We start from the raw sequence: 26890 nt of genomic DNA on the forward strand, positions 1-26890 counted from the left end.
TTTTATTAAAAATAGACATTCAGTCCAAGGTATAAACATGTAAAAGCTATCGCTATACAAAGCTGAACAAGAGCGCTAGCAATTAAGTAACCCTTAGGTTCACCAGCCTTTTTACGATAATAGATTTGCATAAAGGAGTAGAGTGAGAAAAGGCCATAAATAATTGTTGCATGAATTGTATGGTGAACAAGATAGATACCAAATGAAATACCTCCAAACAACACGAGCATGATGGCATTGGCAATAGCATGCTCAACTGTCGCAGCGAAAAAGCGACGTTCTGTATAAGGCATTCTTTTTTTAGCAATCCATAGGATGAAATGCATAAGTAGGATGAAAATGTTCCCTAAAATAAGTTTCGTCGACCGCTTCTCATCATAAAAATAGCGTAGAGAGTCAATTGATTCTTCAATCAGAAAGGCTTGCTGGGTTTCAACATTGAAGAAAATCTTGTTATTGAGTACCTTCCATTTCTCTTGTGTACGGTCATTATAGAGAATCAAAATATCATAGATAGTACCACTTTTCCATTGACTAGCGGATATTGTTATAGGAGAAGCGTTGTCCCAATTCTGTTGTAGCTGTGTGATTGCCTTTGAATGAGCATAGCATTGCTGAGGAACATAAAGGCAAGAATCCTTTGCTATAAAGGTATCCTTGTTCAGATTCTCCTTTAAGTAGACACGTTGGATGGCTTTGGAGGAATCCATTGTCATAGGAGAATCAGTCGGACGTTGAACAAAAGTTAAAATTAATAAAGAAAGAACTACTATAAATAGCACTGACACAGACGGAATTTTCCATCCATTTCCAGTAGTTTGTTTACTAATTACTGAGGGCTCTGTCATATTGCGTAATAATTTTTTTTGCTGCTGATCAGATAACATTAAATCATCTAAGTGTTGCCATGTCTTCTTATCATTCTTCATCCATCTCACCTCCTAACTGTTTTTTTAATGCGATGAGTGCTCGTTTTAATGTGTTTTTTACTTTCCCCTCATTCCAGCCAAGAATAGCGCAGGTTTCTTCGATGGAAAGCCCCTCTATTTTGCGCAGAATGATCACATCACGATAGGTAATTTTTAGTTTTCGAATTGCAAGATACAGTATCTTGGCATCTTCTCGTTGCATCAGCCATTGATGAGGAGAAGGTGACGCTTGTTCTACATGCTGTTGTAAAAAAGGGACAAACTGAATAATCTTTTTCCGACGATAATGATCATAGGCAAGGTTACGTGCAGTGCACCGCAACCAAGCGAGATCGGCTCCTACTTTTATTGTTTGGTGATGGTTCAAATAACGGACAAAGGTTTCCTGTGTATAATCCTCCGCTAATTTTTCATCATTTAGTAAGTAATATAAGTATTTAAAAATGGTGTGATTATGTAAGTAAAATATTTCTTCTATGTTCAAGCTGAACACCTCCTTTTCTTTAAAGACGAAGAACTCATAGAAAAGTATCATTTTCCCAAAATAAAAAGCAGAGAGTAGAGACTCCCTGCTTCTTGTTATTATTAATTATAGGTTAATGGCTTTTACCTCATCAATGTTTTCAAGCTGTGCCACAAAAACTAAATCTTCTTCTGTTACAACATTATCAACCGTTAACATCATAATCGCTGTACCACCAACCTGCGCACGACCAACCTGCATTGTTGCGATATTAATTTCTTTTTCTGCAAGCTTTGTTGCTACACGGCCAATTGCACCTGGTTTGTCAGTATTTTTAATATAAAGAAGGTGGCCTTGTGGAATGACGTCAACAACATAGTCCTCTACTTTTACAATACGTGCACCTAAACCGTTTAATAGTGTACCCGCTACAGTATGTGTTTCGTTAGCAGTAATAATTTCAATCGTAATTAAGCTAGTAAAGCCTTTTGCTGTTGTTGTTTTGTGCTCATTAATTTTCATACCAATACGTTCAGATAAGTAACGAGCATTCACATCATTGACATGATTACCGTGATTTTTAGACAGTAAACCTTTTAATGCATTTGAAGTTAATGGACGAACATCATAGTTTGCTACTTCTCCAGCATAAGATAGATTGATTTCTTTGACTGGCTCTGTTGTCACTTGTGATAGGAATGAACCAAGTTTTTCAGCTAATTCAAAGAATGGCTCAACTTGTGCAAGAAGCTCTTTAGGTATAGATGGCATGTTTACTGGATTTGTTACAGTACCTGTTTTGTAAAATTTAATGATGTCATTTGATACGTCAACCGCTACAGATTCTTGTGCCTCGATTGTAGATGCTCCTAAGTGAGGCGTTGCGATAACTTGTGGTAAAGTCAGTAGCTTATGATCTGTTGCTGGTTCAGAAACAAATACATCAAGAGCTGCTCCAGCCACTTTACCTGCTACGATTGCATCATATAAATCGTCTTCATTGATGATACCGCCACGTGCACAGTTAATGATACGTACGCCATCTTTCATCATCGCAAATTTATCTTTATTAATAAGGTTGCGAGTTTCAGGTAGAAGTGGTGTATGAACTGTAATGAAATCTGCAGCTACACAGATTTCTTCAACCGTTGCTTTTGTTACACCTAATTCTTTGGCACGTTCATCTGTTAGGAAAGGATCGTATGCCATAACATTCATACGTTGACCCTTAGCACGATAAGCTACTTCAACACCAATTCGACCAAAACCTACAACGCCTAAAGTTTTATTTTTTAGCTCCACGCCAACAAAAGATTTGCGATCCCATTTGCCATTTTTTAATGTATTAAAAGCTTGTGGAATATGACGGGCAAGTGAAGTCATCATCGCAATTGTATGTTCGGCAGCTGAGTTAGTATTACCATCTGGTGCGTTTACTACGATAATGCCGTGTTCTGTAGCAGCAGCAAGGTCAATATTATCGACACCAACACCAGCACGACCAATTAATTTTAAGCTTTTTGCTGCTTCAATTACTTCACGTGTTACCGTTGTTTGAGAACGAACAAGTAATACATCTATATCAGCAATTTTAGCGATTAATTCTTCTGGTGCTAAACCTGTGTCTACAATAATGTTTAAATCTAAATCTTGTTCCTGGCGTAATGGGAAAATACCATCCTCACTTAGTGGATCAGCGATAAATACGTTAATAGTTCTTGTTTTTGTTGCAGTAGTCATTATAATTAGCTCCTTTTTTATCATTATTGGCTATGGCTTTATCTACGATAGTCTGAAATTTGTAAAATTCGAACATCTTACAGCATACAAACAATCTCCTTTCTAAATCGAAGACAATATAAAAAGCCTTCCACGCCTTACAAACACAGTTAGTGTGTTGTAAGGGGCGAAAGGCTGTATAAACTTTGGTTCGCGGTACCACCCTTAATCACTGCTGGAAAATTTATTCTGGCAGTCTTAGCTATATGCGTAACGTGCATGAGACGGATAAGCTTACTTTTAAGTTGTTCAGCCTATCTATTCAGGAGTGGAACTATTATCGTAGAAATCACTGATTTGCACCAACCATCAGCTCTCTTTGGATTTTCTTTCGACTAGTGTGTCTCCGTCGTTATATTTTTTGTGATTAAATTTGTTAACATCATAATCCCTATTGTTCACCTTTGTCAACGATATTTCTTAAAAACTTTAAAAATACTGACTTCAAAAGTCTGAAAAATAACTAAAAACGAATATTATTTATATAATACCGTTATATTGTTCGTCTTTTTGGGGAATACAATGAAAGCGCTAACGATATTTGAAAAGTCCGATAGTATCAGGTTTCTGTGTAGTTTTAGCATGAAAAATTATATGGGAATTAAATGGAATAAAATAGAGGGTTTATGCTAATTATCCATGGATTTGTTCTAAGAAAGCGAACGTTTTTGTTTGTCACATTTTAGACAAAAATATAAAAAGTAGAAGGTAAACAGACTGTGAGAGAAGAATGTTAGTTAAGGATGATTGATTTGGGGGTGTAAGAATGAAGTACGATGTTGCAATAGTCGGTGCTGGTCTTGCAGGATTAGTCGCAGCTTGTGAATTAATCGATGCAAAGAAAAAAGTTCTTTTAGTAGATCAAGAGCCTGAAAATTCAATCGGAGGACAGGCATATTGGTCTTTTGGAGGAATATTTTTAGTAAATTCTCCAGAGCAAAGAAGGCTTGGAATTAAAGATAGTAAGGAGCTTGCATGGCAGGATTGGCAAGGAACTGCAGGCTTTGATCGTTTAGAAGATGAGGATTCCTGGGCGTATAAATGGGCAAGAGCATATGTTGATTTTGCTGCAGGTGAAAAATACGACTGGTTAAAGTCAAAAGGTATAAAGTTTTTCCCTGTTGTTGGATGGGCAGAGCGGGGAGGCTCATTGGCAGGAGGGCATGGCAATTCAGTACCTAGATTTCATATTGTCTGGGGAACAGGCCCTGGCATTGTAAAGCCATTTGTAGATAAAGTAAAACAGGCTATGAAAGAAGGATTCATTGACTTCAAGCCAAGACATCGTGTGGATGAATTTGTGCAGCAAGAAGGGAAGATTATAGGAATTAGCGGAACGGTGCTAGCTGAAACCTTTATTAATCGAGGTGAAAAAAGTTCGAGATTAGGAATCGGTGAATTTTCCTACGAAGCTAAAGCTGTGATTGTGGCAAGTGGTGGTATTGGGGCAAATTTTGATTTAGTGAGAAAAAATTGGCCTGCTCGATTAGGAACCCCTCCCAAAAATATGGTATGTGGTGTACCAGCTTACGTTGACGGAAGAATGCTAGAGATCACGGAACATGCTGGGGGACGCATTGTAAACCGTGATCGCATGTGGCATTACACAGAGGGTTTAAGAAATTGGGATCCAATATGGCCCAACCATGGAATTCGGATATTGCCTGGTCCCTCCTCCCTGTGGTTTGACGCAGAGGGGAATCGTTTTCATGCACCCAACTTTCCAGGGTTTGATACACTCAGTACGTTAGAGGCGATTCAAAAAACAGGTTATGACTATTCCTGGTTTATTTTAACGGAGAAAATTATTGAGAAAGAATTTGCTTTATCTGGCTCGGAGCAAAACCCAGATTTAACAAACAAAAGCATTGGCGATGTTCTAAAACGCATTTTACCAGGCCCACCTGCTCCTATCCAAGCTTTTAAAAATCACGGAGAGGATTTTGTGATTGCACATGATCTAAAAGAACTTGTAGATGGAATGAATAAACTTGCTGGGAATGAGCTACTTGATTTCATGAAGATTAAAGAGCAAATCTTGGCAAGAGATCGGGAAATGGACAATAAGTTTACAAAGGATTTGCAAGTAAACGCTATTCATGGAGCAAGAAATTATATTGGGGATAAATGGGTGCGTGTTGCCAAGCCACATAAAATTTTAGATACCAAAAATTGGCCTTTAATTGCTGTTCGCTTAAACATTCTAACAAGGAAAACTTTAGGTGGCTTACAAACAAATTTAAATGGCGCTGTTTTGGGCATGGACGGTCAGCCAATTCCTGGGTTATTTGCTGCTGGTGAAGTAAGTGGTTTCGGTGGCGGTGGCGTCCATGGCTACCGCGCTTTAGAAGGGACATTTGTTGGTGGTTGTTTATTTAGTGGACGCCAGGTAGGGCGTTATTTAGGGCAAGGATAAAGTGCATAAATGAATGAAGAGCATCGTTTTGATGAACGATGCTCTTTTTAAATGGATTGATAATGTTGGAGTAGATCACTATGCTGAAGTTTTGAGCAGAAATCCAACAGCAATGCGCACCTTGATTAAATTATGGAATGGATTAACAATTTGATTGTTGGACCTCTGCAATCTTAGCAATTTGTTCTTCAACCTGTTCCTTTGTCCAACCGTTTTCCTCCACGAAAAAGTTGCGTTCTGCACGGCGACAATCATCTGAACAGCTTCGCATGTAAAATGCCTCATGTTTTTCTTCACAAAGCATTAACTTATGACACGCTGGGTTTGCACAGTTTGTGTATCGTTCAGAAGGCTCCCCGGTGAAATAATCCTTCCCAACAATAACATGTTCCACCTGATTAATCGGTACACTTCGACGGCGGTCAAAAACAAACATTTGACCATCCCATAATTGACCTTTTACCTCAGGATCCTTCGCATATGTAGCAATACCGCCGTGTAATTGACCTACGCTCTTACCATAGCCCTCGCGTTTTAGCCAACCAGAGAATTTTTCGCAGCGAATACCACCTGTACAATAAGTTAAGATTTTTTTATCTGCAAAATCTTCTTTATGCGCCTCCATCCAAGCAGGTAGGTCACGGAAGTTTTCAATATCTGGTCGAACAGCCCCTCGGAAATGACCGAGATCATATTCATAGTCATTACGGGCATCGATAACCACGGTGTTGTCATCTTGCATCTGTTCCATAAATTCTTTAGGTGTTAAATAATCACCTGTGATTTCTAACGGATTGATATCCTGTTCTAAACCGAGGTGAACAATTTCTCGACGAGGACGTACATGCATTTTTCTAAAGGTATGCCCTTCAGTCTCATCAATTTTCCACATCATATCGCTAAAACGAGCATCTGCCTTCATATGATTCATGTAAGCATCTGTTTGCTCAATGGTACCTGATACAGTTCCGTTAATACCTTCGTAACCTACTAAAATACGACCAAGAAGCCCTATCTCTTTACACAATGCTAAATGTTCTTCTGCGAACGCTTCAGGATCTTCAATCGTAATATATTTATAATAAAGTAATACACGATAGTCTTTTTGTGTCAAAATACATTACCACCTTTATCTCGATATTCGTCCTTTAATATAGCATAACAGGAGCAATTTTGCTTAGAGAGAAGGAGTTTTCAAAAAAAACACGAATTATACATAGTGAATGACTATTCATATTTGGGGGTTATAGAGATGGAATTTTCAACGATTACATTAGAAAAATTAGAGCGTCGAGCAACCTTAACATTGAATCGTCCACAGGCGATGAATGCAATGGATGATGTCATGATGCGTGAACTTGCAGAATGCTTTGAGGCTCTACAGCAGGAAAAAGATATTCAGGTGCTTGTTATTCGTGGAGAAGGAAAGGTCTTTTCTGCGGGTGGTGATATAAAAGCAATGCTAGATGAAAGCAAACCACTGAATATTGATGAGGCAATGGTTTATCTGACACGTATCGTGAAGGCATATTATCAGCTACCAATGATTGTGATTGCAGCGGTTCATGGTGCATCAGCAGGTTTAGGATTTAGTCTAACACTAGGGGCAGATATTATTGTAGCCTGTGAAAATAGTAAACTTGCTATGAATTTCATTGGAATTGGACTGATCCCAGATGGGGGCGGTCATTTCTTCATGAAGGAGCGTGTAGGTACTGTTAAAGCGAAACAAATGATATGGGAGGGAAAGGTATTAACAGCAAAAGAAGCATTAGATGCAGGGTTAATTGATTATATTGCACCAGAGGGCACTATATTTGCAATGGCAGATCAGGTGGTGGGGAAAATGCTTGCATCCCCGATTTCTTCCATGATTACAACGAAAAAAATTCTACATGCACAAAATATGCCACAGCTAGAAAATATCTTAGCATTAGAGGCTGAGGGCCAGTCTGCAATGCGTAAAACAACAGATCATGTCGAGGGCATTCATGCATTTGTAGAGAAAAGAACGCCTGTCTTTGTAGGCAAATAAAAATAATAAAAGGCGCGTAGCAAACCATTGACTACGTGCCTTTTATTAGCCACTAAACATGGAATAAAATTAATTTACCTGAAGCGTTTACAAGACGATGAGTTTTATCGGCAACACCTTTTTCCTCAATTTGTTGTTGTCCATTTAGTTTAGCAGCCTCATCATTTTCAAAAGTCCAAGTTTCATCAAACAATGTTTCCCCTGTTTTTTCAAAAGCTGTAAAACGATAATTCTCCATACAGACCCCACCCTTTTACTTGAATATATTTCTATTATACATAGAAGATTTATAAACTTCACGGTAAAACTAGTGAATTTTTTGATAAATTACGAAAATTGTGGAAAAAGTAAGGCAATGTTGTTTTTTTCGTAATAGCATTTTTCATCAAACATGAGTTATGATAAAATAGAACAAATATTCGGTTTTGAATAAACAACATATTATTACTTTGGTTTTGTACTAAAGAGAGAATTATCTACTATTTGAGGTGATTGGATGTCAGCAATTCGTTTTTTCCATATGGCAGATTTACATTTAGATAGTCCATTTAAGGGCTTATTTGGTCTACCCGAACCCATTTTAAAAAAAATACGGTCAAGCACTTTTGAAGCGTTTGATAAAATTATCCTTAAAGCGATTCAGGAAAAACCTGATTTTTTACTAATTGTTGGGGATATTTATGATGGTGAAAATCGTAGCTTGCAAGCACAACGAAGATTTCAAGATGCAATGGAGAAGCTTTTTCAACACAATATCCCTGTCATTGTGAGCTACGGAAATCATGATCATTTAAATGGTACATGGACACGCTTTTCTTTACCAAGTAATGTCTATGAATTACCAGCTGAAACGAGTGTAGTTCAATTAAAAATACGGGGTCAACAAGTGAATATATATGGTTTTAGCTATCCTGAACGTCATTTAAAGGAATCTGTTATTGAAAGCTATCCAACTGCACATGATCAGCATGCCATTCATATTGGTATGCTTCATGGCAGTGAGGCAGGCAATACAACACATGATGTGTATGCCCCTTTTACAAAACAACAGTTACTTGAAAAGAACTATCATTATTGGGCGCTTGGCCATATTCATAAACGACAGCTTTTACATCAAAACCCTCCAATTGTTTATCCAGGCAATATTCAAAGTCGACATCGTAAAGAACAAGGAATGAAAGGCTTTTATGATGTGACGCTATCCAAAACATCGACTGAGCTTGATTTTATCTCTACCTCTGCTGTTGTTTATAGCACCATTGAGGTGGATTGTACGAATGTGGTACATGCCAATGAATTATTGAAGAGATGTGCAGAAGCTATTACAGCTAATAGGAAGAAGTATGGCGCATCGGTAGTAGAGCTTCATTTGCAAAATATTGACGAACAAACGGAAGCTTTATTTGAACATGCAACAGTAGATGCATGGTTAGAGACTATTCGAGAGGCTGAGGAAGGTATTGACCCAATGTGTTGGGTACAAAAGATGGTGTTGCAAAAGGCAGCGAGATTTTATGAGCATACAGCAACAACTCAATCCGTTGTGAGCTTAATGGAACAATGGGACAGTAATGAATGGAAGGATATTCTAAAAGATTTGTACCAATATGCTGGTGGTGCGAGGCTGATAGAGCCACTTAGTGAAAAGGATATTGAGAACTTAACCCATCGTGCACAGACATTATTAGCAGAAGAAATTCAAAGGGCGTGATTACATGCTGACAATACAGAAAATCCAAATTTATGGCTTTGGTAAGCATGAAAATATCTCCATTTCGTTAAATGATGGTGTCACTATTTTTTATGGATTAAATGAAGCAGGAAAAACGACGATACAGCAGTTTATACTACAAATGCTTTTTGGTTTCCCAACAAGGCAGCAGATACAGCGCAAATATGAGCCGAAAATTTCAACGAAATATGGAGGTCAGCTGACACTTTTACACCCTATTTATGGTCAATGTACAGTTGAACGTGTGAAAGGAAAGGCTGCTGGTGATGTTACTGTCTACCTAGAGGATGGAACGACGGGGCATGATGAGTTGTTAGTAAAGCTTTTATATGGATATTCTAGGGCATCCTTTGAAGCCATTTTTTCTTTTTCGCTGCATGAACTACAAGGTATTGAAAAAATGTCTGAAGAGGAGCTAACCCATTTGCTACTTGCCTCAGGTACAACAGGTATTCAGTATTTATCCGCACTTGAAAAGAAAATGGATAAAGAGGCTAGTGAGCTGTTTAAAAAGACAGGTAAAGTGCCATTGATTAATCAAAAGATTGAACAACTAAAGCAGCTTGAGCGGACAATTAAACAGGAACAGGTGAAGATTCAAACCTTTGAGGATAAATTACAGCAATTACAATTACTTGAGCAAAATTTAGAACAGCTATTTGGTACGCAAAAACGTCAACAGCAACAATGGCAGCAATTAACTATTCAAAAGCAAGCACTCCCTCTCCTCAAGCAGCAACAGACATTGCAACAGACAATGACCAATTTTCAACATGTTCAGTTTCCATCAGAGGGTATCAGACGGTATGAGCAGGTAAAGGATCGTTTGTTACATGAAAGTCAGCAACTGATGCAATTAAAGGAGCAGCATCAAATATTGCAGGAGAAAATACTTGCAACAGTGGATGAGCAAAAGGTCAATGAAATGGCTTACCTTATGCAAAAAGAGGCAACGTGGCATCAGCTAATGGTGAAAGAGCAAAATTTACAGGATGATCTATTTTTGCTCGAACAAGAAATTGAAGCACAGTTTCGTTTACTAGGTGTAACAGAGAAAGAAGCACAAGAAAATCTTTTGAACGAAACAGTTTCACTCCAACAGGAGCAACAATTTCAGCTTCAATTAAGTAAATTAGAGGAGGCGGAGGAAGAGCTAAAATTTCATCTACGTTCACTAGAGCAAGTACACCTAGAATTAGATGCAATAGCCAAACAGAAGCAACAGCTAATGCGTGAGTCATTAACAAGTGAGGAAGAACATATTTTAGCACAATGGCCTCAACAGAAGCGGAGGCTTGAGCAACTACGTTTTGCCAAATCGCAACGCAGTAAGCAGAAGCAGCCTCATGACTTTATCTGGCTTGTACTACTGATTTGCTTCATGTCGTTTGCTTATGGTGTATTTGAAAAAAACATAGTTGTAATTCTAATTGGAGCAGTTTTATCATTGCTAACTTTTTTGTTTATTCGATATGTTAAGCAAGCAAATGAACCTACTAATAAAGAGCATAGCATCCTCCTACGGGAGTTAGAGCAAGAGGAATTGACAGTACAAGCAGTTCTTGCAAAGAAGCAAAGATATGAAGATCGCTGGTTGCACATCAATGAACAGCAGAAAGAGAAGGAGCAGCAATATACTTCTCTTGAATATAAAATTCAAATAACGGAGGTAGAGAGTGAAGAGGCCACTCAAACGCTCCAACATTTTTTAAAGCGTTATCGCTTACAAGGAATGATAGCAAGATCGCTAATGCCCGAATTATTTATGCGTATTCGTGGTGTACAAGAATTAGCAGCTAAAAGAAACAGTACCTCAAGTCTGTTGCAAGAAACGCAGGTAGAAAAGAACAACATTTATGAGCAGCTTCAACGGGTTTTAGAGGGAGCCTATAATGAACATGAAATTTATATGCATTTACGAACAGCCTACCTTAAAGCACAACAGCAACAGCAGCAAGCACTGCATGCAAAAGATCAGCTAGCCAGCGTTCAAATAAAAATAGAAGGTGGACAATCAAGAATGGATCGTTATACTGCTGAAATGTACGAGCTATTCAAAGAAGCAAAGATCCAAAATGAACAGGCTTATTATGAAATGCATGAGCAATTTGAACAGAGAAGAAAAATTGAGACAGAATTGCAAACCGTCCAGGCTCAATTATCTTCACTCGATCTTCAACAGAAGGAAAATCTGATTGAGGACTCTGTTAGCGAACGCATATGTGCTTTAGAACAAGAGCAGCAATCATTTCAACTAGAAATTGATCAATGTCTGGAACAACGTGCTGCTTTGCTAATGGAAAAAGAACAGCTATTAAATGATGAAAAATATGGTCAATTACTTCAACAGTTTGAGCAGGAGAAAACGGAATTGCAGCAGTTAATTGAGCAGTGGGCAACTAAAAAAGCTGTGGCGACAGCTATTCATGAAACCCTATTCCGTCTTCGTGAAGAAAAATTACCTCATGTCCTTGAAGAGGTAAATGCTATATTCCGTTTACTAACAGGAGGAAACTATGACAAAATTTCGATTCATGAGGATGGTTATTTTGTAGCGCAGGATGCTGCAGGGATACGTTATCAAATGGTGGAGTTGTCCCAGGCTACCAAAGAGCAAGCTTATATTGCATTGCGAATGGCTCTAGCAAAAACCCTAGTGAGCGCTGCACCATTTCCAATGATTATGGACGATCCTTTTGTCCATTTTGATCGAAACCGCACAGACAAAATGGTACAATTAATGAAAGAAGTAGGATATGAACGTCAAATTTTATATTTTACTTGTCATGACACAATGCTCAACTATTGGCAAAAAAACCAGATTGTCGATATAGGAGCATTAGCAAATGAAAGGGGAGTGGCGTCAACATGAAAGGGATTACGACGCTCCAAGTTGGAGAAGTAGTTGATCAATTTTTATTAATAAAACAAGCGACAAAAGGGGTTACAACCGTTGGGAAGCCATTTATGTCGCTAATATTACAAGATAAGAGTGGGGATATAGAGGCAAAGCTATGGGATACGAATGAGGATCATGAAAAGATGTACCATGCGGAAGCCATTGTACGTGTTGGCGGAGAGATTCATGACTATAGAGGAAAGAATCAATTGCGTATTAAATCTATCCGTGTTGCTAAGCCAGAGGAAGGAATTGCTATTCACGATTTAGTGCCATCCTCTGCAACACCAAAAGAACAACTATATGAAGAATTAACGCAATTTTTCTTTGACATTAAAAACCCTAATATCTCACGGATTACAAGAGCAGCAATTAAAAAACATCAAGAGGCTATTTTAGTTTTTCCAGCAGCGACTAAAAATCATCATGACTATGCATCAGGTTTATTAGATCATATGGTCTCCATGCTCAAACTAGGTAAAGCCATTGCTGATCTATATCCAACATTAAATCGGGACTTATTATATGCTGGAATTATTTTACATGATGTGGGCAAGGTTGTAGAGTTATCAGGCCCAGTTGCCACAATGTATACAGTAGAAGGCAATTTATTAGGTCATATTACGATTATGGTAAATGAAATTGCTAAGATTGCTAGTGAGCTTGAAATTGAAGGTGAGGAAGTCATGCTGTTACAGCATATGGTATTGTCTCACCATGGAAAAGAAGAGTGGGGTAGCCCGAAAAAACCTATGATTCAGGAAGCAGAAATTTTGCATTATATCGATAACATTGATGCAAAGATGAATATGTTAACAAGGGCATTAGGTAAAACGACACCGGGCGAATTTACAGAGAGACTCTTCCCACTTGATAATCGTTCATTCTATAAGCCTACTATTTAAAAAGCAATATCAATCGTCCCATAAACTAACGTTGCTGTGTAGCTATTCGTTATTAATTTCTCTGAGTCTAAGTATTCATATATTTAATTGTAGTGCCTAACTATTGTACCAAAGTGAATATTTAATTTAGAATAGAGAGAGAAATTATAGGAATGGGGAAAAGTAATGGATACAGAGGGACTTTTTTCACGGAAAATTAAGTTTTGGAAAAGTTTAATTTTCAAAATGATACTAGCTATCGGCATAAGCTTATTTATTAGCTCCCATATTTCAGAATTTGTTAGTCGTCAATTCGAGAAGGTAGTCCATTTGAATGGAAGTGCTGGGGTTGCCATTAATACATTTATTTCGTTATTTATTGGCACAGTAATTATTTCGTTATGTACAAGGTATATTGTCTTAAGGCGTGTAAAGCGTGTGTTAAATGCTATGACCCAGGCTGCTGATGGTGATTTAACTGTTCGCATTGATGATCGATTAAAAGATGAAATTGGTCAATTATCGACTGAATTTAATCATATGCTGGAACAAATAGGGACGGTCATTGAAAAGACGAATAAAGCATCGACAGATGTATCAACCTTTACAAAGGAATTTACAACGATTACCGAACAAAGCAGTCAAACAGTTGAAACTATTTCGGGTGCCATTGGGGAAATTGCCTCCAGTGCAGAAGGACAATTAAGGCAAATGGATTTATTATCTGAATCAGCACATTTAATTACTAAAGATATGGATCATGCATCTTCTGCTATACAGGAAGTTGCCTCAATAGCAAATGAAACGAACCAAAAGGCTGATTTAGGATTACAGTTAATTGAGCAAACGATTGCAAAAATGAATACCATTAATGAATCTGTTCATCAGTCAACTGCAGTTGTAAATGCTTTAGGCGAAAAATCGAAGGAAATCAGTACGATTGTAGCGTTGATTACAAGTATTACAGATCAAACAAACTTGCTTGCATTGAATGCATCTATTGAAGCAGCTCGTGCAGGAGAGGCTGGAAAAGGCTTTGCAGTAGTGGCAGATGAAGTAAGAAAGTTAGCAGAGGAATCTGGAAAGGCTGCAGATAATATTCGAACATTGGTGGATGATATCTTAAACCAAACCTCCAGTGCTGTTTATGCTATTAATAGCGGTACACAGTTTGTGGAGGAAGGCCGTGAGTCTGTTGAACAGACAGGCGATACCTTTAAAAATATAGTCGTATATTTGCAACAGATAAGTCATCGTACAACGGAGGTAAAGGATATTGTCTTGCGTGTCAATGAGAAAGCTAGTCAAACAGATGAGGCTGTAAAAGAAGTCGTTGGCATAGCAAATGGCACATCTTCGGGCATACAGCATATTGCTTTATCTATCGAGCAACAAAGTGCTTCTAATGAGGAAATAGCAAGTGCTGCAAATGTTCTTCAGACAATGTCAAATGACCTACAAACTGAAATTAGCCAATTTAAAGTAAAATAGAGTAAAAAAAAGAGAAGCATCTGATGTATCAGGGTGCTTCTCTTTTGTTATATACTAGACTCTAATTATTTAGATTCCTTGTCAGTATCTTCTGCTTTATCTTCGGAATCCTCTTTTGGCGCATTTTCTTCAGCTTTTTTAGCTGCTTCTTCAGCTGCTTTTGCTTGTTCTTCACTTGTTGTTGTAAAGAATTTAAGCGGTTCTTTTAAATCTTTATCAGATGTTTTCACATCGGCATCTTTAGCCATTTTTGCAACGATATCTTTAAGAATCGTTTGAGCTTCACCAGTTTGGTTCAGTTTACTTAACATAGTTGAACGAATGTTTTCTTCTTCATCTTTAAATGAACCAACACCTTTTACATCACGCTTGTCCGTAATTTCAATTACATGGTAACCAAAGCTAGATTTTACTGGTTCACTTAATGTTTTTAATTCAAGAGCATAAGCGGCATCGTTAAATTCATCTACCATTGAACCTACAGAGAACCATCCAAGCTCTCCACCTTTTTGAGCAGAGCCAGTATCTGTTGAGTACTCTTTTGCAACGTCCTCAAACTTAGCGCCACCCTTAATTTTTTCAATTACTTCTTTTGCTGTTTTTTCATCTGCTACTAAAATATGACGACCATTTAATTCTGTTTTCATTTGCTCGTAGTATTTTTTCACATCTTCTTCTTTAATTGCTTGATCTTTTAAAGCTTTTTCTTGAAGAAGTTGAACTCGTAAAGAATCTTTAAAGCCCTGTTCTGTTAAACCACTTTCAGCAAGCGCTTGTGTAAAGCCATCACCAAATTGTGATGCAGTTGTGTCATACGCTTCTTTGATTTCTTTATCTGTTACTTCATATTTGTCAGCTAAAACTTTTTCAGTCACCATTTGCTGCATTACATATGAGCCTGTTAAAGCTTTTGCCTTTTCATTAAAATCAGCTACTGAAATATCGCCCACTTTAGAAGTAACGATTGCTTTGCTGTCTCCGCCGCTACAAGCACCAAGCGCTAATACAGATGCAGCTAAAGTTAAAGATAAAACTGTCTTTTTCATAGTGGATATTCTCTCCTAACATGGTTTCGTCCATTTTTTACTATAACATAAACGTTTTAAAAACAAAATGGTTCCCCCTTGAGTATTGCCTATATTTCAATTTTTGAAGCGCATAGGATATAGAAAAGAAAGGGGGTGAAGTTATGGGCAACGGAGGATACGGTGGCGGTGGCTACGGCTCAGGCTTTGCTTTATTAGTTGTGTTATTTATTTTATTAATTATCGTTGGTGCAGCGTTCCTATACTAATTAATAAAACAGCGAAAAGCTAAGAGCTTTAACTCTTAGCTTTTCTTAACAATGTTAGACATTCGCGCCGCATGCCTTAGGTTCTAAACAATTTATTTGGTTAGAAAAAGTTGTTGCATGGGGGGCTCGACTTATCTTCAAGCGTGCGGACGGGCGCGGATGGTGCACATGTTTTGAAAGGGGCTTTTCAAAAAAGCCCGAAAAAATTTAGATTCCATTACGCCGAGGCGTAATGGAATTTTCTGTTAAACTGCATATAAAATTTCAATGTAGAATGAGACAAGTAGGATAGTAATAAGTATATTTATAGTTCGGAATATTTTTGGTTGGTTTTCTTCGGGAATTTCACGTCGCATGCATAGAGCATATGTCATGCGGTTAATTTGAAATAAATAGAATACCGAGAATAGAACTACAATCATTAATAGCAAGTCTATTCCTCCCCTCTTTCAATAGTAATAGCATAACAAAGAACGTCAATAAAAAACAAGTACAAGCAATTTAGTGAACGGTCGGTGGAACTAAAATTTCATAGCCTTTAGGTGTTTCCTCTATTTGTGAATTTTTAGGTGAATTCAAGAGATACTTTACGTAAAGGATATCAATCAGGCATAGACTACAGTGATAGGCTAACAGCAATGTCCCATAATGGGTATAGGCTGGTAAAAGCCATGTTCCAACTATAATACTAGTATTTAGAGCGATAAAAGGCGTAAGTAATGCTAAGATGTATCGATTTTTAGATAATGGCTCTCGAATTCGCATGTGTAAAACAGGAATTATATAAAACTGACTACGTACACGTAATTTTAAATGTTGGCGTAAATCAAATAGGGCCACAAAGTGCAAAAATTTGTGAATGGGATAAAGTGTTAGCACAGCTATCACAAAGAGCCAGAATAGTCGATCTGTATAATGCTCTTCATTAAATAAATTAAACGTTACATACGAAACAGAAAAGACCAATAAAAAAGTAATGACACCCATTATAATAATACGCGTAGTACCGTAATGATGTTCTAAATTTAAAATTTTCCAGCAATGCATGGTTTTTTATCAACTCCGAATAGGAAGTGTCCTATTTAATGTAAATTGAATTATGTTAGAATGCAAGAAAAAGGAGGTACTTCAGAAATATTTCTGAAATACCTCCTTTCACATGACTCATTCCTGAATGAACAGTAGTATAACTCATTTTTGTTCAACTTATAAATAATTGCAGGAAAAATTATGTGCAGTTTGAAGCTTCGTCTTATCCTTTTACAGGTGTGCGTTCTTCTAGTGTGTCAAAGGAATCACGGAAATGTTGGAAAGAGCGTTCGAAAATATCGATGAAATCTTCACCATAGATATTACGAATAACAGCCATCACATCTAAAAAATCAGGGAAACGGCCATATAAATCTTTTAATGCTAATGATCCTTCCAGTACGGAATGATACGTATTATGGTAGTTTTTATTCATCTCTATAATGAGCTCTGTGCCAGCTTCTGTAAGTTCAACATACGTATTACGTTTATCGTCATCACGCTTGGAAAACTTAAGAAAGCCACGCTCTTCTAATTTTTTGGAGAAGTTAAATGCTGTAGAAACATGCATCACGCCAAATTTCGCAACATCAGAAATGGAAGCGCCTTTTAAATGGTATGAAATCCATAAAATATGGTGTTCATTAATATTTAAATCATAAGGTTTAATCCATTGTTGCCAATCCTTTTCAACCGCTTTCCACAGCGCTTTTGATAACTGTGCGATTCTTTGACTATAAAGCATCGCTTCTTTTTGTGTATATAATTCCTCTGACAAAGCCATCACCTACTGCTTTCTTTCACATTTTTAAAAATATTATAGCAGTAAAGAAAAAAAGTTTAAAGTTAGAAAAATTAAAAAATTGAAAAGTGGCTAAAAAATAATATTATAGCAATAGTTTTTGATGAAAATACAGATTATCTAACTATCGATAAGGACTTTAGTCGCTAACTTTTTCTTGAGGTTTTTTCTTATTTTCTGTAATTTGTGCAATGTTTTTCTCGATTTCGCTTATCGAATTCTGTAAAGCATCTAATTCTTGTTGTAAATTATTTTTCGTTGGTTCGATTTCTTCAGTAAAAGTCGTAATTGTTTGCTTTAAATCATTTATTATTTGTGGGATATTATTTTTTACTTCATTTGTTAATGTGTTAACAGATTGTTTAACAGTTCCTACTTGTTGTTTTACATCAAGGAGCATACCCTTTGTTTGGTCAACATTTTGTTTAACAGAAGCACGTAGCTGTTGCCCAGATTGTGGCGTGGAGAAAAGTACAGCGATTGTCCCACCGATAATTCCTGTCGTTAGTCCAAGTAAAAATGGTTTTGCTTTCATATTAGATACCTCATTTCTAGTCATGTTTATTTACTATTAAACCATGAAATGCACCAATACAAAAAGAAAAAAGAAACTAAACGAGTGATTTGACCGTCACAGTTTAGTTTCTTTTGATTATTTAAAGTGTTTATTTATGAAATTTGAGAAATAGCTGTATTGAATTTAGAGCGCTTCACTAATTTTGAAACAATTGGATAAATAACGGCAAACGCAACAACGTTAAATACGACAGCTGGAAGGACAACGCCAATAAATAGCATCGCAAACGTCGCGCCAACATTTGCATTAAACACAAAAAGCGCTACTCCTAAGAAGACAGTTCCTGAAAGAATTGTTCCCAAGCCAACTAAGACAGCAGATACGGCGAAATGACCTGCCAGTTTTTTGAGAATGATTAAAGCAGCTAAAAATACAAAACCAGTAACAGCTTTATCAATAATATTTGGAACTAGACCTGCTGGGAATGTTGTAAATAAACCTGAAAGCACCCCTGTTGAAAGAGAAAGTAGGAACGTTTCTTTCACTGTTGGGAATAATAGAATACCAATAAACATCATGGTTAACATAAAATCAGGCTTCATCCCATTCACCATTCCTGGTGTAACCACATAAAGTGCAGCACCGACACCTACTAACAGTGCCATTAATACTAAATTCTTTGTATTCATTTGAATCTCTCCTCGACTATGCTAATCTATTTGTCTCCTAACGTGTCCTCTTGACCGCTAGCGAAACTTATTTGTGATTGTACGCTAAATTTTAAAAATTTGCAATACAGCATTCTGAACATTCAGATGTTAATATATTACAAATGGCTTATAGATTGGCTTTAATACTTTCTGCTACTTCTGACAACTGCTCTGGTGAGTACTTATGTGTTTGCCAAATTAAGCCGAGCCCTTCTTTTTCATCGTAACGCGGAATAAAATGTAAGTGATAGTGGAAAACAGTTTGTCCAGCAGCAGCACCGTTGTTATTAATGGTATTCAAACCAATCGGCTGAAATGCTGCGTTAATTGCATTTGCAATTTTTGGTGCTACAGCATATAGATTACGAGCCACTTCCTCTGGCATTTCAAATAAATCTTTGCAGTGATGCTTCGGAATTAAAAGTGTATGGCCCTTTGCAACAGGTGAAATGTCTGTGAATGCATAGACATGATCGTCTTCATAAATTTTTGTACTTGGAATGGAACCATCAATAATTTTGCAAAATAGGCAATCGCTCATAAGAATTTCCCCCTTAACGTATATGTAAGTACATTCTATCATACTCAAACCTGTATCATTTGCTAATTTTTGATAAAATATAATACAAGAAGAGGAGTGAGAATATGTCAGTATTAGAGGTACAGCATGTGACAGGTGGTTATACAAGAAAACCTGTTATTAAAGATCTATCTTTTACGATTGGAGAAGGTGAACTAGTTGGCTTAATCGGCTTAAATGGAGCTGGGAAAAGTACAACGATTAAACATATTATAGGAACAATGTTGCCAAAGGAAGGGGACATTCGTCTAAATGGTGTAACATTAAAGGAAGATACGGACAAGTATCGTACAGCCTTTTCCTATATTCCTGAAACCCCTGTATTATACGATGAGCTAACATTAAGAGAGCATTTAGAATTAACTGCAATGGCTTACGGTATTGACAAAGCAACACTCGATGCTCGTTCTGAGGTACTGTTAAAAGAATTTCGAATGGAGAAAAGATTAAATTGGTTCCCTTCACATTTTTCAAAGGGAATGCGTCAAAAAGTTATGATTATGTGTGCCTTTTTAGTGAATCCAAGTCTATATATTATTGATGAACCTTTTGTGGGATTGGATCCATTAGGTATTCAATCGTTATTAGATCAAATGGATGAAAAGAAAAAAGAAGGCGCTTCTATATTAATGTCTACACATATTCTATCAACAGCTGAAAAGCATTGTGATCGCATTATCTTATTGCATGAAGGAAGAGTTCGAGCACAAGGAACAATGGCTGATTTACGTCAATCATTTGCTATGCCGTATGCGACATTAGATGACCTCTATATTGCTATGACAAAGGAGCGGGACCATGAAGAACTTGCGTGATGTATGGTCCTCTCGCTTCATGCATTATATAGGAGAAGTACAAAAATATATGCAATTTATTTTTACAGGGCATATTGCTATCGTACTTGTATTTCTAATAGGAGCAGGGGGCTATCAATATAGCGAATGGCTGAAAGTTGTTCAAACAGACTTTCCAGCAGAAGTCCTGATAGCTGTTATCATCGGGATTTTATTGGCCTTTAGCCGTCCGACTACATTGTTGAGAGAGCCAGATCAAGTATACTTATTACCTTTAGAATCAAAGATGTCTTTGTACTTCAGCAAGGCGTTGGCTTGGACGTTTTGGTCTCAGGTGTGGATTGTAGCGATTGTCTATATTGTTAGTATCCCTTTATTAAAAGCCGTGACTGAATTAACAACGGTCGAAATATGGACAATATTTTTACTTACTATTGTGTTGAAATATCTAAGTGTTCGAGGAGAATTCAGCTATCGTTATAGTGAACGAGGGCAGATGGTTTGGGTGGATAGGTTTATCCGAGCTGTCATTTTTGCAGCTACTATTTATATGGGGCTCCATGCACAGTTGTTATTAGCAGTAATCGCGACAGTTATTAGTGTTGTTTATATGATGGTCTTTAGTAAAAAATCAGTTGGTGAACCAGTGCCGTATGAGCATTTTGTCAAGCTTGAACAGAATCGTATGATGAGCTTCTATCGTTTTGCAAATTATTTTACAGACGTACCTCATTTACACGGTAGCATTCGCCGTCGAAGCTGGATGGACTGGCTCTATAAATTTGTACCATACGGTAAGGAAAATGCTCAAAAGTACTTGGTATTTCGTACCTTTATTCGAACAGATGACCATTTCTATTTATGGGTACGCCTTACTGCTATTTCAGCAATCATTGCAGCATTTGTAGATATTCCTGTCGTTACATGGATTGTAGCAGGTGCACTCAGCTTTGCGACAACTATTCAGTTAAAACAAGCTCTGTTATCCAGTGGCGAATTTCGAATGGACATGCTCTATCCGTTACCAGATCATGCTCGTCAACTAGCTGTGAAGCAAATTGTGCGTTTAGCCATGATTACACAAGCTATTGTTGTGGGCTTATGTGCTATGACACAACCAATGTTTTATATTGCCTTTATCATTGTTTTGGTGATTAGTGAATTAACGTCGAAGGTTTCAAAGTAGAATAGAATACTAAAAAGCTCATTTACCAATGATTTTTTTGGATAAATGAGCTTTTAATTATTTAAACTTATTGTGAATCTTCTTCTTTCGGTATAGCACTATAGGTTGTTACATAAGAAGCTGCTGAGAAGATGTTTTGCTGGCGTATCCCAGTTGAATCATCTCTTCTAGCATGGGCAGTTTCATAGGCTTTAGAGCTCTTCCATGCGTCAAATGAATGAGGTCCATGCCATTGAGTCATGACAATGTAAGTATCACTCTTGATAGGCCTTAATAAACGGAAGGCAACAAAGCCAGGCTCGTTTTCAATAGCGCGTGAACGTTCTAAAAAGCGATGCTCGAAAACTGGTCTTCCTTCATCTGTTACAGGAATATTGTTGAAAACAAAGAAACCGTGTTCCTCTAAATCATTTACTGAATCTAGCACTTCAAATTTACGAGGTGTCGCAAATACTGTTTTTCCTTCTGTTTCATGTATCAGTACAGAGTTACCTTCCCCATGAATTAAAATCATATGTTCATTAGGATACTTATTTTTTACCTGTTCCAAAAAATCGCCAGTACCAGAAGTTAAATAAATATACATGAATTTATCCTCCTTATGAATCTTACTAATATAGCGTGATTATACCCTTTCTGGCGTAAGTCTAACGCTCCGCTCAAAAAGAATATGCCGAGAAAGAACAATTTTATGACATTTCACTAGGAAAACTATACAATAACAGAGGAAGCGTTTACTATTGGAAACGGATATCAATAATAAAGGAATAAACATGCGATTTTTTATAGTAAGAATTTAACGAGGGGAAGGAACTATTCATGACAACTTTTAATGATACACTTCTACGTGCTGCACGTGGAGAAAGGACCGCACATACACCAGTTTGGTATATGCGTCAGGCAGGACGTTCTCAGCCAGAATACCGTGCCATTAAAGAAAAGTATTCCTTAGAGGAAATTACACATCAACCTGAGCTATGTGCGTATGTCACTCGTCTACCTGTAGAAAATTACAATGTAGATGCTGCTATTTTATATAAAGATATTGTCACACCTCTCCCTGGAATTGGGATAGATGTGAAAATCAAGGCAGGTGTTGGTCCTGTTATTTCAAATCCTATTCGTTCAGTAGCGGATGTAGAAAAATTAGGTGAATTCAATGCTAAAGAGCATACACCATTTGTATTAGAAACAATCAAGTTACTTGCAGAAGAGCAATTAAATGTACCTCTAATCGGTTTTGCTGGAGCCCCATTCACACTTGCAAGCTACATGATTGAAGGTGGTCCTTCAAGAAACTATAATAAAACAAAATCATTTATGGTATCTGAACCTCAAGCTTGGTTTGCTTTAATGGATAAACTCGCTGACATGATTATTGCAGATGTAACGGCTCAAATTAAAGCTGGTGCAAAAGCTATCCAAGTGTTCGACTCATGGGTTGGAGCCTTAAATGTAGAGGATTACCGTGTATTTATTAAACCGATTATGACTCGTATTTTTGCAGAGTTGCAAAAAGAAAATGTACCATTAATTCAATTTGGAGTGGGTGCTAGCCATTTAGCAAAGGAATGGAATGATTTACCGATAGATGTTGTGGGCTTAGATTGGCGTTTACCGATTAAAGATGCACGTGCCAATGGTATTACCAAGCCTGTACAAGGAAACTTAGATCCATCCCTATTACTTGCAGATTGGTCAGTTATTGAAAAACGAACGAAAGATATTATTGATCAAGGTCTAGAAATGCCAGGTCATATCTTTAATCTTGGTCATGGTGTTTTCCCAGAGGTTGACCCAGATGTCTTAAAACGTCTTACAACACTTATTCATGAATATAGTGCTCAACAAATTCAAGCTCGTTCTTAATGGAAGTCAATCAAGCGTGAATAATATGTCCTTTTCTACATAGGGAATTTTAATTTCAATGTAGAAAAGGAGCTGTCCAACAATCAAGATTGGGCAGCTTCTTTTTATCACATAATGTATGAAAAACATAAAACAATTTTAGAGGTGAAAAGGTAATGAAAGAAGTTAAAGGCTTACTAGTAATGGCATATGGAACACCTTATAAAGAAGAAGATATTGAACCTTACTATACGCATATTCGTCATGGACGTAAACCTTCTGCAGAGCATTTAGAAGATTTGCGTAGCCGGTATGAAGCAATCGGTGGTTTATCCCCATTAGCTGCGGCAACACAAGCACAAGCTGAAGCATTATGTACACGTTTGAACGAAGTACAGGATGCTGTAGAATATAAATTGTTTATTGGTTTAAAACATATTCATCCATTTATAGAAGATGCAGTAGAGCAAATGGTGGAGGAGGGCATAAAAGAAGCGGTTTCTATTGTTTTAGCTCCTCATTTCTCTACTTTCTCAATTAAGTCTTATAATGGTCGTGCTGAAGAGGCCGCAGGAGGTCGCTTAAAGATAACTTCTGTGGAATCTTGGTATGACGAGCCCAAATTCATAGAATACTGGAAACAACAAGTGAATGAGACATTCAATGCAATGTCAGAAGAAGAACGTGAGACAGCTTGTCTAATTGTATCAGCACATTCATTGCCTGAAAAAATTAAAAACTTAGGTGATCCATATGAAGATCAACTAATTGAAACAGCTCGTCTTATTCAAGCTGCGACTGGTTTAAAAAATGTAGAGGTTGGCTGGCAATCAGCAGGCCAAACACCAGAGCCTTGGATTGGTCCAGATGTTCAAGACTTAACACGTGAGCTATTCGAAGAAAAAGGTTTCCGTTCATTTGTTTATACACCAGTAGGTTTCGTAACAGAGCATTTAGAAGTGTTGTATGACAACGATTTTGAATGTAAAGTTGTTTGTGATGAACTTGGTGCAAAATACTATCGTCCAGCGATGCCAAATACACATCCTTTATTTATTGATGCGATGGTAGAGGCGATTCATAAAAAATTAAGCTAAGCGAAAAGAAAGTGATGATGTTGGTGACTCAGAAAAGACGAAAGGTAGTTGTCGTAGGCGGTGGCATTACAGGCCTTACAGCTGCGTTCTATATGCAAAAAGAAGCAAGCGCAAAAGAATTGCCATTAGATATCGTACTTGTCGAGTCGTCATTACGTCTTGGCGGAAAAATTCAAACTCTAAGAAAAGATGGCTTTATTATTGAGCGTGGGCCAGAATCTTTTTTTGATCGTGAAAACTATGTCAATGATTTAGCAAAGGATCTTGGGATCGAACAGAAACTATTAACAAGTAATGCGGGTCCAAACTATATAGCTGTTGGTAGTCAGTTATATCCAATACCTAGTCATCTCTTATCTGGAGAGACACCGCATATCTCTTCATTCATAACTTCAGGCTTGTTCTCACTAAGTGGTAAAGTTCGTGCGGCGGGGGACTTTTTCATTCCCCGTTCTACACAGGATGACGATCAACCGTTAGGCGCTTTTTTTAGAAGAAGATTTGGTGCTGAGATAGTGGAAAATCTAGTAGAGCCCCTACTAGCAGGTACATTTGCAGGGGATATTGAGCAGTTAAGTATGAGCTCAACCTTCCCACAGCTTTATAGTTTAGAACAACAATATCGTAGTTTGCTGATTGGTATGAAGAAGTCAGGCACGAATTTCTTAAGCAATCATCACATAGCTGAAAATAAAGGTATCTTTCAAACCTTTAGCAATGGCCTTGAAACACTCATTGAAAGTATAGAAGAATCACTACTTCCGGGGACAGTGATGAAGGGTGTCAAAGTAGAGGAAATAGAGCATGGCAAGGATGGTTCAGTTCAGGTGATGCTCAATAATTTTTCACATATCAAAGCAGATGCTGTTATTATTGCCACCCCCTTTAATATGGCTGAAAAAATGTTTAGTAAGTTAAGTCTATTACATGAATTGGGCACAATGAAGGCTGCTACTATTGCAACCGTTACAATGGCCTTTAAAAAGGAACAACTCGGTGATTTAGATGCACTTTCTTTTTATGTCTCTCGAAATAGTGATTTTTCAATTACTTCCTGCACTTGGATGAATCGAAAATGGCCAGGTACTTCACCAAAGGATTTTGTATTATTACGCAGTTATATTGGTCGAGTGGGCGACGAAGCGATTGTGGCTTTATCGGATACGGAGATCGAAAAAACCGTGCTACAGGATTTACAGAAAACGATTGGTATCGATGGCGCACCTGTCACAACGGTTGTAACACGTTGGAAAAATGCGATGCCACAATATACAGTTGGCCACGAGGCGAAAGTCCTTCGTATTAAACAAGAATTACAAGAACATTTTCCAACTGTAAAGCTTGCAGGAAGCTCGTTTGAAGGAATATCAATTCCGGAATGTGTACAGCAAGGTAAACAGGTTGCGAATGAAGTATTAATGGAAATGTTCAAGTAATGCAAATCAGATAGTACAAACATTTATTATCAATGTTTGTACTATTTTTTATATTGTTACATGAAAAAGAAATAGCAAACCACTATTTTGTGGTTTGCTATTTCTACTAAGAGCTGTATTGCTGATTAATGTCCTAACTCTAAGAAATTCGATGACATGACCAAACAATACCACCAGAGTTAGCGCCGCCTAGTGTAAGAGAGATAGTCAATCCATTTGCTTCATAGAACAAATCAATCGTATCTCCAGCATTTAAATTCACTTCTCCTGCTAAAGTGATTGTGCCATTTCCAAGAACTGCGCGTAAAGTTAATACAAGCGCCACATTGACATTTAGTACAGGGAACAAGCCACTAATTAAATTTGTAGTAGCATTTTGTCTAATTGCAAATGAAGGGTTTATTCCTGCTCCTAAAGTAACGGTAATAGCCGCAGCAGTGGAGTAGTTAATGGTTGCTTCAAAGGAATACCTACCTGTAGTTGGTACAGTGAATATCCCAGTTGTTGGATTGAAAGCAGGTGTTGTAAAGTATGGTGAAGCAACACTCCAGTTAGTGATTGAAGTAGATCCACTAACAGCCAACGTGTTTTTAAAGGCAGAGAATCCTTCAGTAAACGCAGGCCCAGTAGCACCCGTAGCGCCAGTTACACCAGTAACGCCGGTAGCGCCAGTTACACCAGTTACACCAGTTACACCAGTAACGCCGGTAGCCCCGGTTACACCAGTAACGCCGGTAGCCCCGGTTACCCCAGTAACGCCGGTAGCCCCAGTTACACCCGTAGAACCAGTCACGCCAGTAGCGCCAGTAGGTCCGATTGCGCCAGTTACACCAGTAACGCCGGTAGCGCCAGTTACACCCGTAGAACCAGTAACCCCAGTAGCGCCAGTAGGTCCGATTGCGGCAGTAACACCGGTAGCCCCAGTAGGTCCGATTGCACCAGTCAAGCCAGTAACGCCGGTAACGCCAG

The 26890-nt window shown here is 37.7% G+C and carries 26 protein-coding genes, 1 pseudogene and 1 other annotated feature; of the genes and pseudogenes, 13 read left to right on the forward strand and 14 right to left on the reverse strand.

All coding sequences use genetic code 11. The features are described from left to right. Window positions 1-5 precede the first annotated feature (5 nt). From B3D98_RS20360 to serA, 3 genes are all read right to left on the reverse strand, one after another. Window positions 6-929, reverse strand: coding sequence for a hypothetical protein (locus tag B3D98_RS20360; protein WP_115674058.1), 924 nt, complete (start codon window positions 927-929; stop codon window positions 6-8). Further along, a complete protein-coding gene (locus B3D98_RS20365; RefSeq protein WP_016992110.1) occupies window positions 919-1413 on the reverse strand; it encodes an RNA polymerase sigma factor in 495 nt (164 codons plus the stop codon). Before B3D98_RS20365 ends, B3D98_RS20360 begins: the two co-directional genes overlap by 11 nt. Before the next feature lie 105 nt (window positions 1414-1518). Further along, the gene (serA, locus tag B3D98_RS20370) at window positions 1519-3132 is read right to left on the reverse strand and encodes a phosphoglycerate dehydrogenase (protein ID WP_288585678.1); all 1614 of its coding nucleotides are present in this window, start codon (window positions 3130-3132) and stop codon (window positions 1519-1521) included. 159 nt (window positions 3133-3291) lie between these two features. Next, window positions 3292-3533 (reverse strand) — a binding site (T-box leader). A gap of 404 nt (window positions 3534-3937) precedes the next feature. Here serA and B3D98_RS20375 point away from each other — a divergent pair. Both B3D98_RS20375 and B3D98_RS20380 read left to right on the forward strand, forming a co-directional pair. Continuing rightward, window positions 3938-5587 (forward strand): FAD-binding dehydrogenase, encoded by a 1650-nt coding sequence (locus B3D98_RS20375; protein ID WP_048391767.1) that lies wholly within the window; start codon window positions 3938-3940, stop codon window positions 5585-5587. A 13-nt stretch (window positions 5588-5600) separates the two neighbouring features. Continuing rightward, entirely contained in the window at window positions 5601-5741 is a 141-nt protein-coding gene (locus B3D98_RS20380; RefSeq protein WP_158651973.1) for a hypothetical protein, read from the forward strand. On the opposite strand, the gene B3D98_RS20385 is transcribed toward B3D98_RS20380, so the two are convergent. Further along, window positions 5730-6701 (reverse strand): rhodanese-related sulfurtransferase, encoded by a 972-nt coding sequence (locus B3D98_RS20385; RefSeq protein WP_066037074.1) that lies wholly within the window; start codon window positions 6699-6701, stop codon window positions 5730-5732. The two genes, B3D98_RS20380 and B3D98_RS20385, sit on opposite strands and share 12 nt — an antisense overlap. A gap of 138 nt (window positions 6702-6839) precedes the next feature. Here B3D98_RS20385 and B3D98_RS20390 point away from each other — a divergent pair, with 138 nt between their 5' ends. Next, the gene (locus B3D98_RS20390) at window positions 6840-7622 is read left to right on the forward strand and encodes an enoyl-CoA hydratase (protein WP_288585682.1); all 783 of its coding nucleotides are present in this window, start codon (window positions 6840-6842) and stop codon (window positions 7620-7622) included. A 52-nt stretch (window positions 7623-7674) separates the two neighbouring features. On the opposite strand, the gene B3D98_RS20395 is transcribed toward B3D98_RS20390, so the two are convergent. Next, window positions 7675-7860 (reverse strand): YhzD family protein, encoded by a 186-nt coding sequence (locus tag B3D98_RS20395; protein WP_036075853.1) that lies wholly within the window; start codon window positions 7858-7860, stop codon window positions 7675-7677. A gap of 258 nt (window positions 7861-8118) precedes the next feature. Here B3D98_RS20395 and B3D98_RS20400 point away from each other — a divergent pair, with 258 nt between their 5' ends. The 4 genes from B3D98_RS20400 to B3D98_RS20415 all read left to right on the forward strand — a co-directional run bounded on the left by B3D98_RS20400 (window position 8119) and on the right by B3D98_RS20415 (window position 14628). Further along, the gene (locus tag B3D98_RS20400) at window positions 8119-9333 is read left to right on the forward strand and encodes a metallophosphoesterase family protein (RefSeq protein WP_066037075.1); all 1215 of its coding nucleotides are present in this window, start codon (window positions 8119-8121) and stop codon (window positions 9331-9333) included. Window positions 9334-9337: 4 nt separating this feature from the next. Continuing rightward, the gene (locus B3D98_RS20405; protein ID WP_288585690.1) at window positions 9338-12226 is read left to right on the forward strand and encodes an ATP-binding protein; all 2889 of its coding nucleotides are present in this window, start codon (window positions 9338-9340) and stop codon (window positions 12224-12226) included. Next, a complete protein-coding gene (yhaM, locus tag B3D98_RS20410; protein WP_048391758.1) occupies window positions 12223-13158 on the forward strand; it encodes a 3'-5' exoribonuclease YhaM in 936 nt (311 codons plus the stop codon). Before B3D98_RS20405 ends, yhaM begins: the two co-directional genes overlap by 4 nt. A gap of 165 nt (window positions 13159-13323) precedes the next feature. Beyond that, window positions 13324-14628, forward strand: a complete 1305-nt coding sequence (locus tag B3D98_RS20415) for a methyl-accepting chemotaxis protein (protein WP_048391756.1) — start codon at window positions 13324-13326, stop codon at window positions 14626-14628. Between the two features lie 65 nt (window positions 14629-14693). Here B3D98_RS20415 and B3D98_RS20420 read toward each other — a convergent pair whose 3' ends face one another. Continuing rightward, entirely contained in the window at window positions 14694-15674 is a 981-nt protein-coding gene (locus B3D98_RS20420) for a peptidylprolyl isomerase (RefSeq protein ID WP_288585694.1), read from the reverse strand. A 143-nt stretch (window positions 15675-15817) separates the two neighbouring features. Here B3D98_RS20420 and B3D98_RS20425 point away from each other — a divergent pair, with 143 nt between their 5' ends. Continuing rightward, a complete protein-coding gene (locus B3D98_RS20425; protein WP_004230765.1) occupies window positions 15818-15922 on the forward strand; it encodes a YjcZ family sporulation protein in 105 nt (34 codons plus the stop codon). 245 nt (window positions 15923-16167) lie between these two features. Here B3D98_RS20425 and B3D98_RS20430 read toward each other — a convergent pair whose 3' ends face one another. The 6 genes from B3D98_RS20430 to B3D98_RS20455 all read right to left on the reverse strand — a co-directional run bounded on the left by B3D98_RS20430 (window position 16168) and on the right by B3D98_RS20455 (window position 19521). Beyond that, window positions 16168-16353 carry a hypothetical protein gene (locus tag B3D98_RS20430; protein WP_008173337.1) on the reverse strand — a complete coding sequence of 62 codons (186 nt, stop codon included), beginning with the start codon at window positions 16351-16353 and terminating at the stop codon, window positions 16168-16170. Window positions 16354-16423: 70 nt separating this feature from the next. Continuing rightward, window positions 16424-16969: a DUF3267 domain-containing protein gene (locus tag B3D98_RS20435; RefSeq protein WP_288585702.1), complete on the reverse strand. Its 546-nt coding sequence runs from the start codon at window positions 16967-16969 to the stop codon at window positions 16424-16426. Between the two features lie 205 nt (window positions 16970-17174). Further along, window positions 17175-17735 carry an HTH-type transcriptional regulator Hpr gene (locus B3D98_RS20440; protein WP_004230760.1) on the reverse strand — a complete coding sequence of 187 codons (561 nt, stop codon included), beginning with the start codon at window positions 17733-17735 and terminating at the stop codon, window positions 17175-17177. A 157-nt stretch (window positions 17736-17892) separates the two neighbouring features. Beyond that, window positions 17893-18288: a YtxH domain-containing protein gene (locus tag B3D98_RS20445; protein WP_048391751.1), complete on the reverse strand. Its 396-nt coding sequence runs from the start codon at window positions 18286-18288 to the stop codon at window positions 17893-17895. A gap of 134 nt (window positions 18289-18422) precedes the next feature. Continuing rightward, window positions 18423-18959 (reverse strand): tryptophan transporter, encoded by a 537-nt coding sequence (locus B3D98_RS20450; protein WP_103118796.1) that lies wholly within the window; start codon window positions 18957-18959, stop codon window positions 18423-18425. A gap of 148 nt (window positions 18960-19107) precedes the next feature. Continuing rightward, the gene (locus tag B3D98_RS20455; protein WP_288585709.1) at window positions 19108-19521 is read right to left on the reverse strand and encodes an HIT family protein; all 414 of its coding nucleotides are present in this window, start codon (window positions 19519-19521) and stop codon (window positions 19108-19110) included. A gap of 104 nt (window positions 19522-19625) precedes the next feature. On the opposite strand from B3D98_RS20455, the gene B3D98_RS20460 reads away from it, so the two are divergent. Beyond that, entirely contained in the window at window positions 19626-20375 is a 750-nt protein-coding gene (locus B3D98_RS20460) for an ABC transporter ATP-binding protein (protein ID WP_066037077.1), read from the forward strand. Continuing rightward, a complete protein-coding gene (locus B3D98_RS20465; RefSeq protein WP_066037078.1) occupies window positions 20359-21540 on the forward strand; it encodes an ABC transporter permease in 1182 nt (393 codons plus the stop codon). The genes B3D98_RS20460 and B3D98_RS20465 overlap by 17 nt, the downstream gene beginning before the upstream one ends. A 67-nt stretch (window positions 21541-21607) precedes the next feature. Here B3D98_RS20465 and B3D98_RS20470 read toward each other — a convergent pair whose 3' ends face one another. Next, window positions 21608-22126 carry an antibiotic biosynthesis monooxygenase family protein gene (locus tag B3D98_RS20470; protein WP_048391740.1) on the reverse strand — a complete coding sequence of 173 codons (519 nt, stop codon included), beginning with the start codon at window positions 22124-22126 and terminating at the stop codon, window positions 21608-21610. Between the two features lie 233 nt (window positions 22127-22359). On the opposite strand from B3D98_RS20470, the gene hemE reads away from it, so the two are divergent. The 3 genes from hemE (at window position 22360) to hemY (ending at window position 25921) form a co-directional block, all read left to right on the forward strand. Beyond that, a complete protein-coding gene (hemE, locus tag B3D98_RS20475) occupies window positions 22360-23409 on the forward strand; it encodes a uroporphyrinogen decarboxylase (RefSeq protein WP_048391738.1) in 1050 nt (349 codons plus the stop codon). Between the two features lie 155 nt (window positions 23410-23564). Next, complete coding sequence (gene hemH, locus B3D98_RS20480) at window positions 23565-24485, forward strand: ferrochelatase (RefSeq protein ID WP_048391736.1); 921 nt, start codon at window positions 23565-23567, stop codon at window positions 24483-24485. A gap of 14 nt (window positions 24486-24499) precedes the next feature. After that, entirely contained in the window at window positions 24500-25921 is a 1422-nt protein-coding gene (gene hemY, locus B3D98_RS20485) for a protoporphyrinogen oxidase (protein ID WP_048391734.1), read from the forward strand. Between the two features lie 139 nt (window positions 25922-26060). On the opposite strand, the pseudogene B3D98_RS20490 reads toward hemY, so the two are convergent. Continuing rightward, window positions 26061-26890, reverse strand: a pseudogene (locus B3D98_RS20490) (collagen-like protein); the annotation flags it as partial.

Source organism: Lysinibacillus sp. UBA5994, assembly GCF_002429725.1.
Classification (GTDB): Bacteria; Bacillota; Bacilli; order Bacillales_A; family Planococcaceae; genus Lysinibacillus; species Lysinibacillus capsici.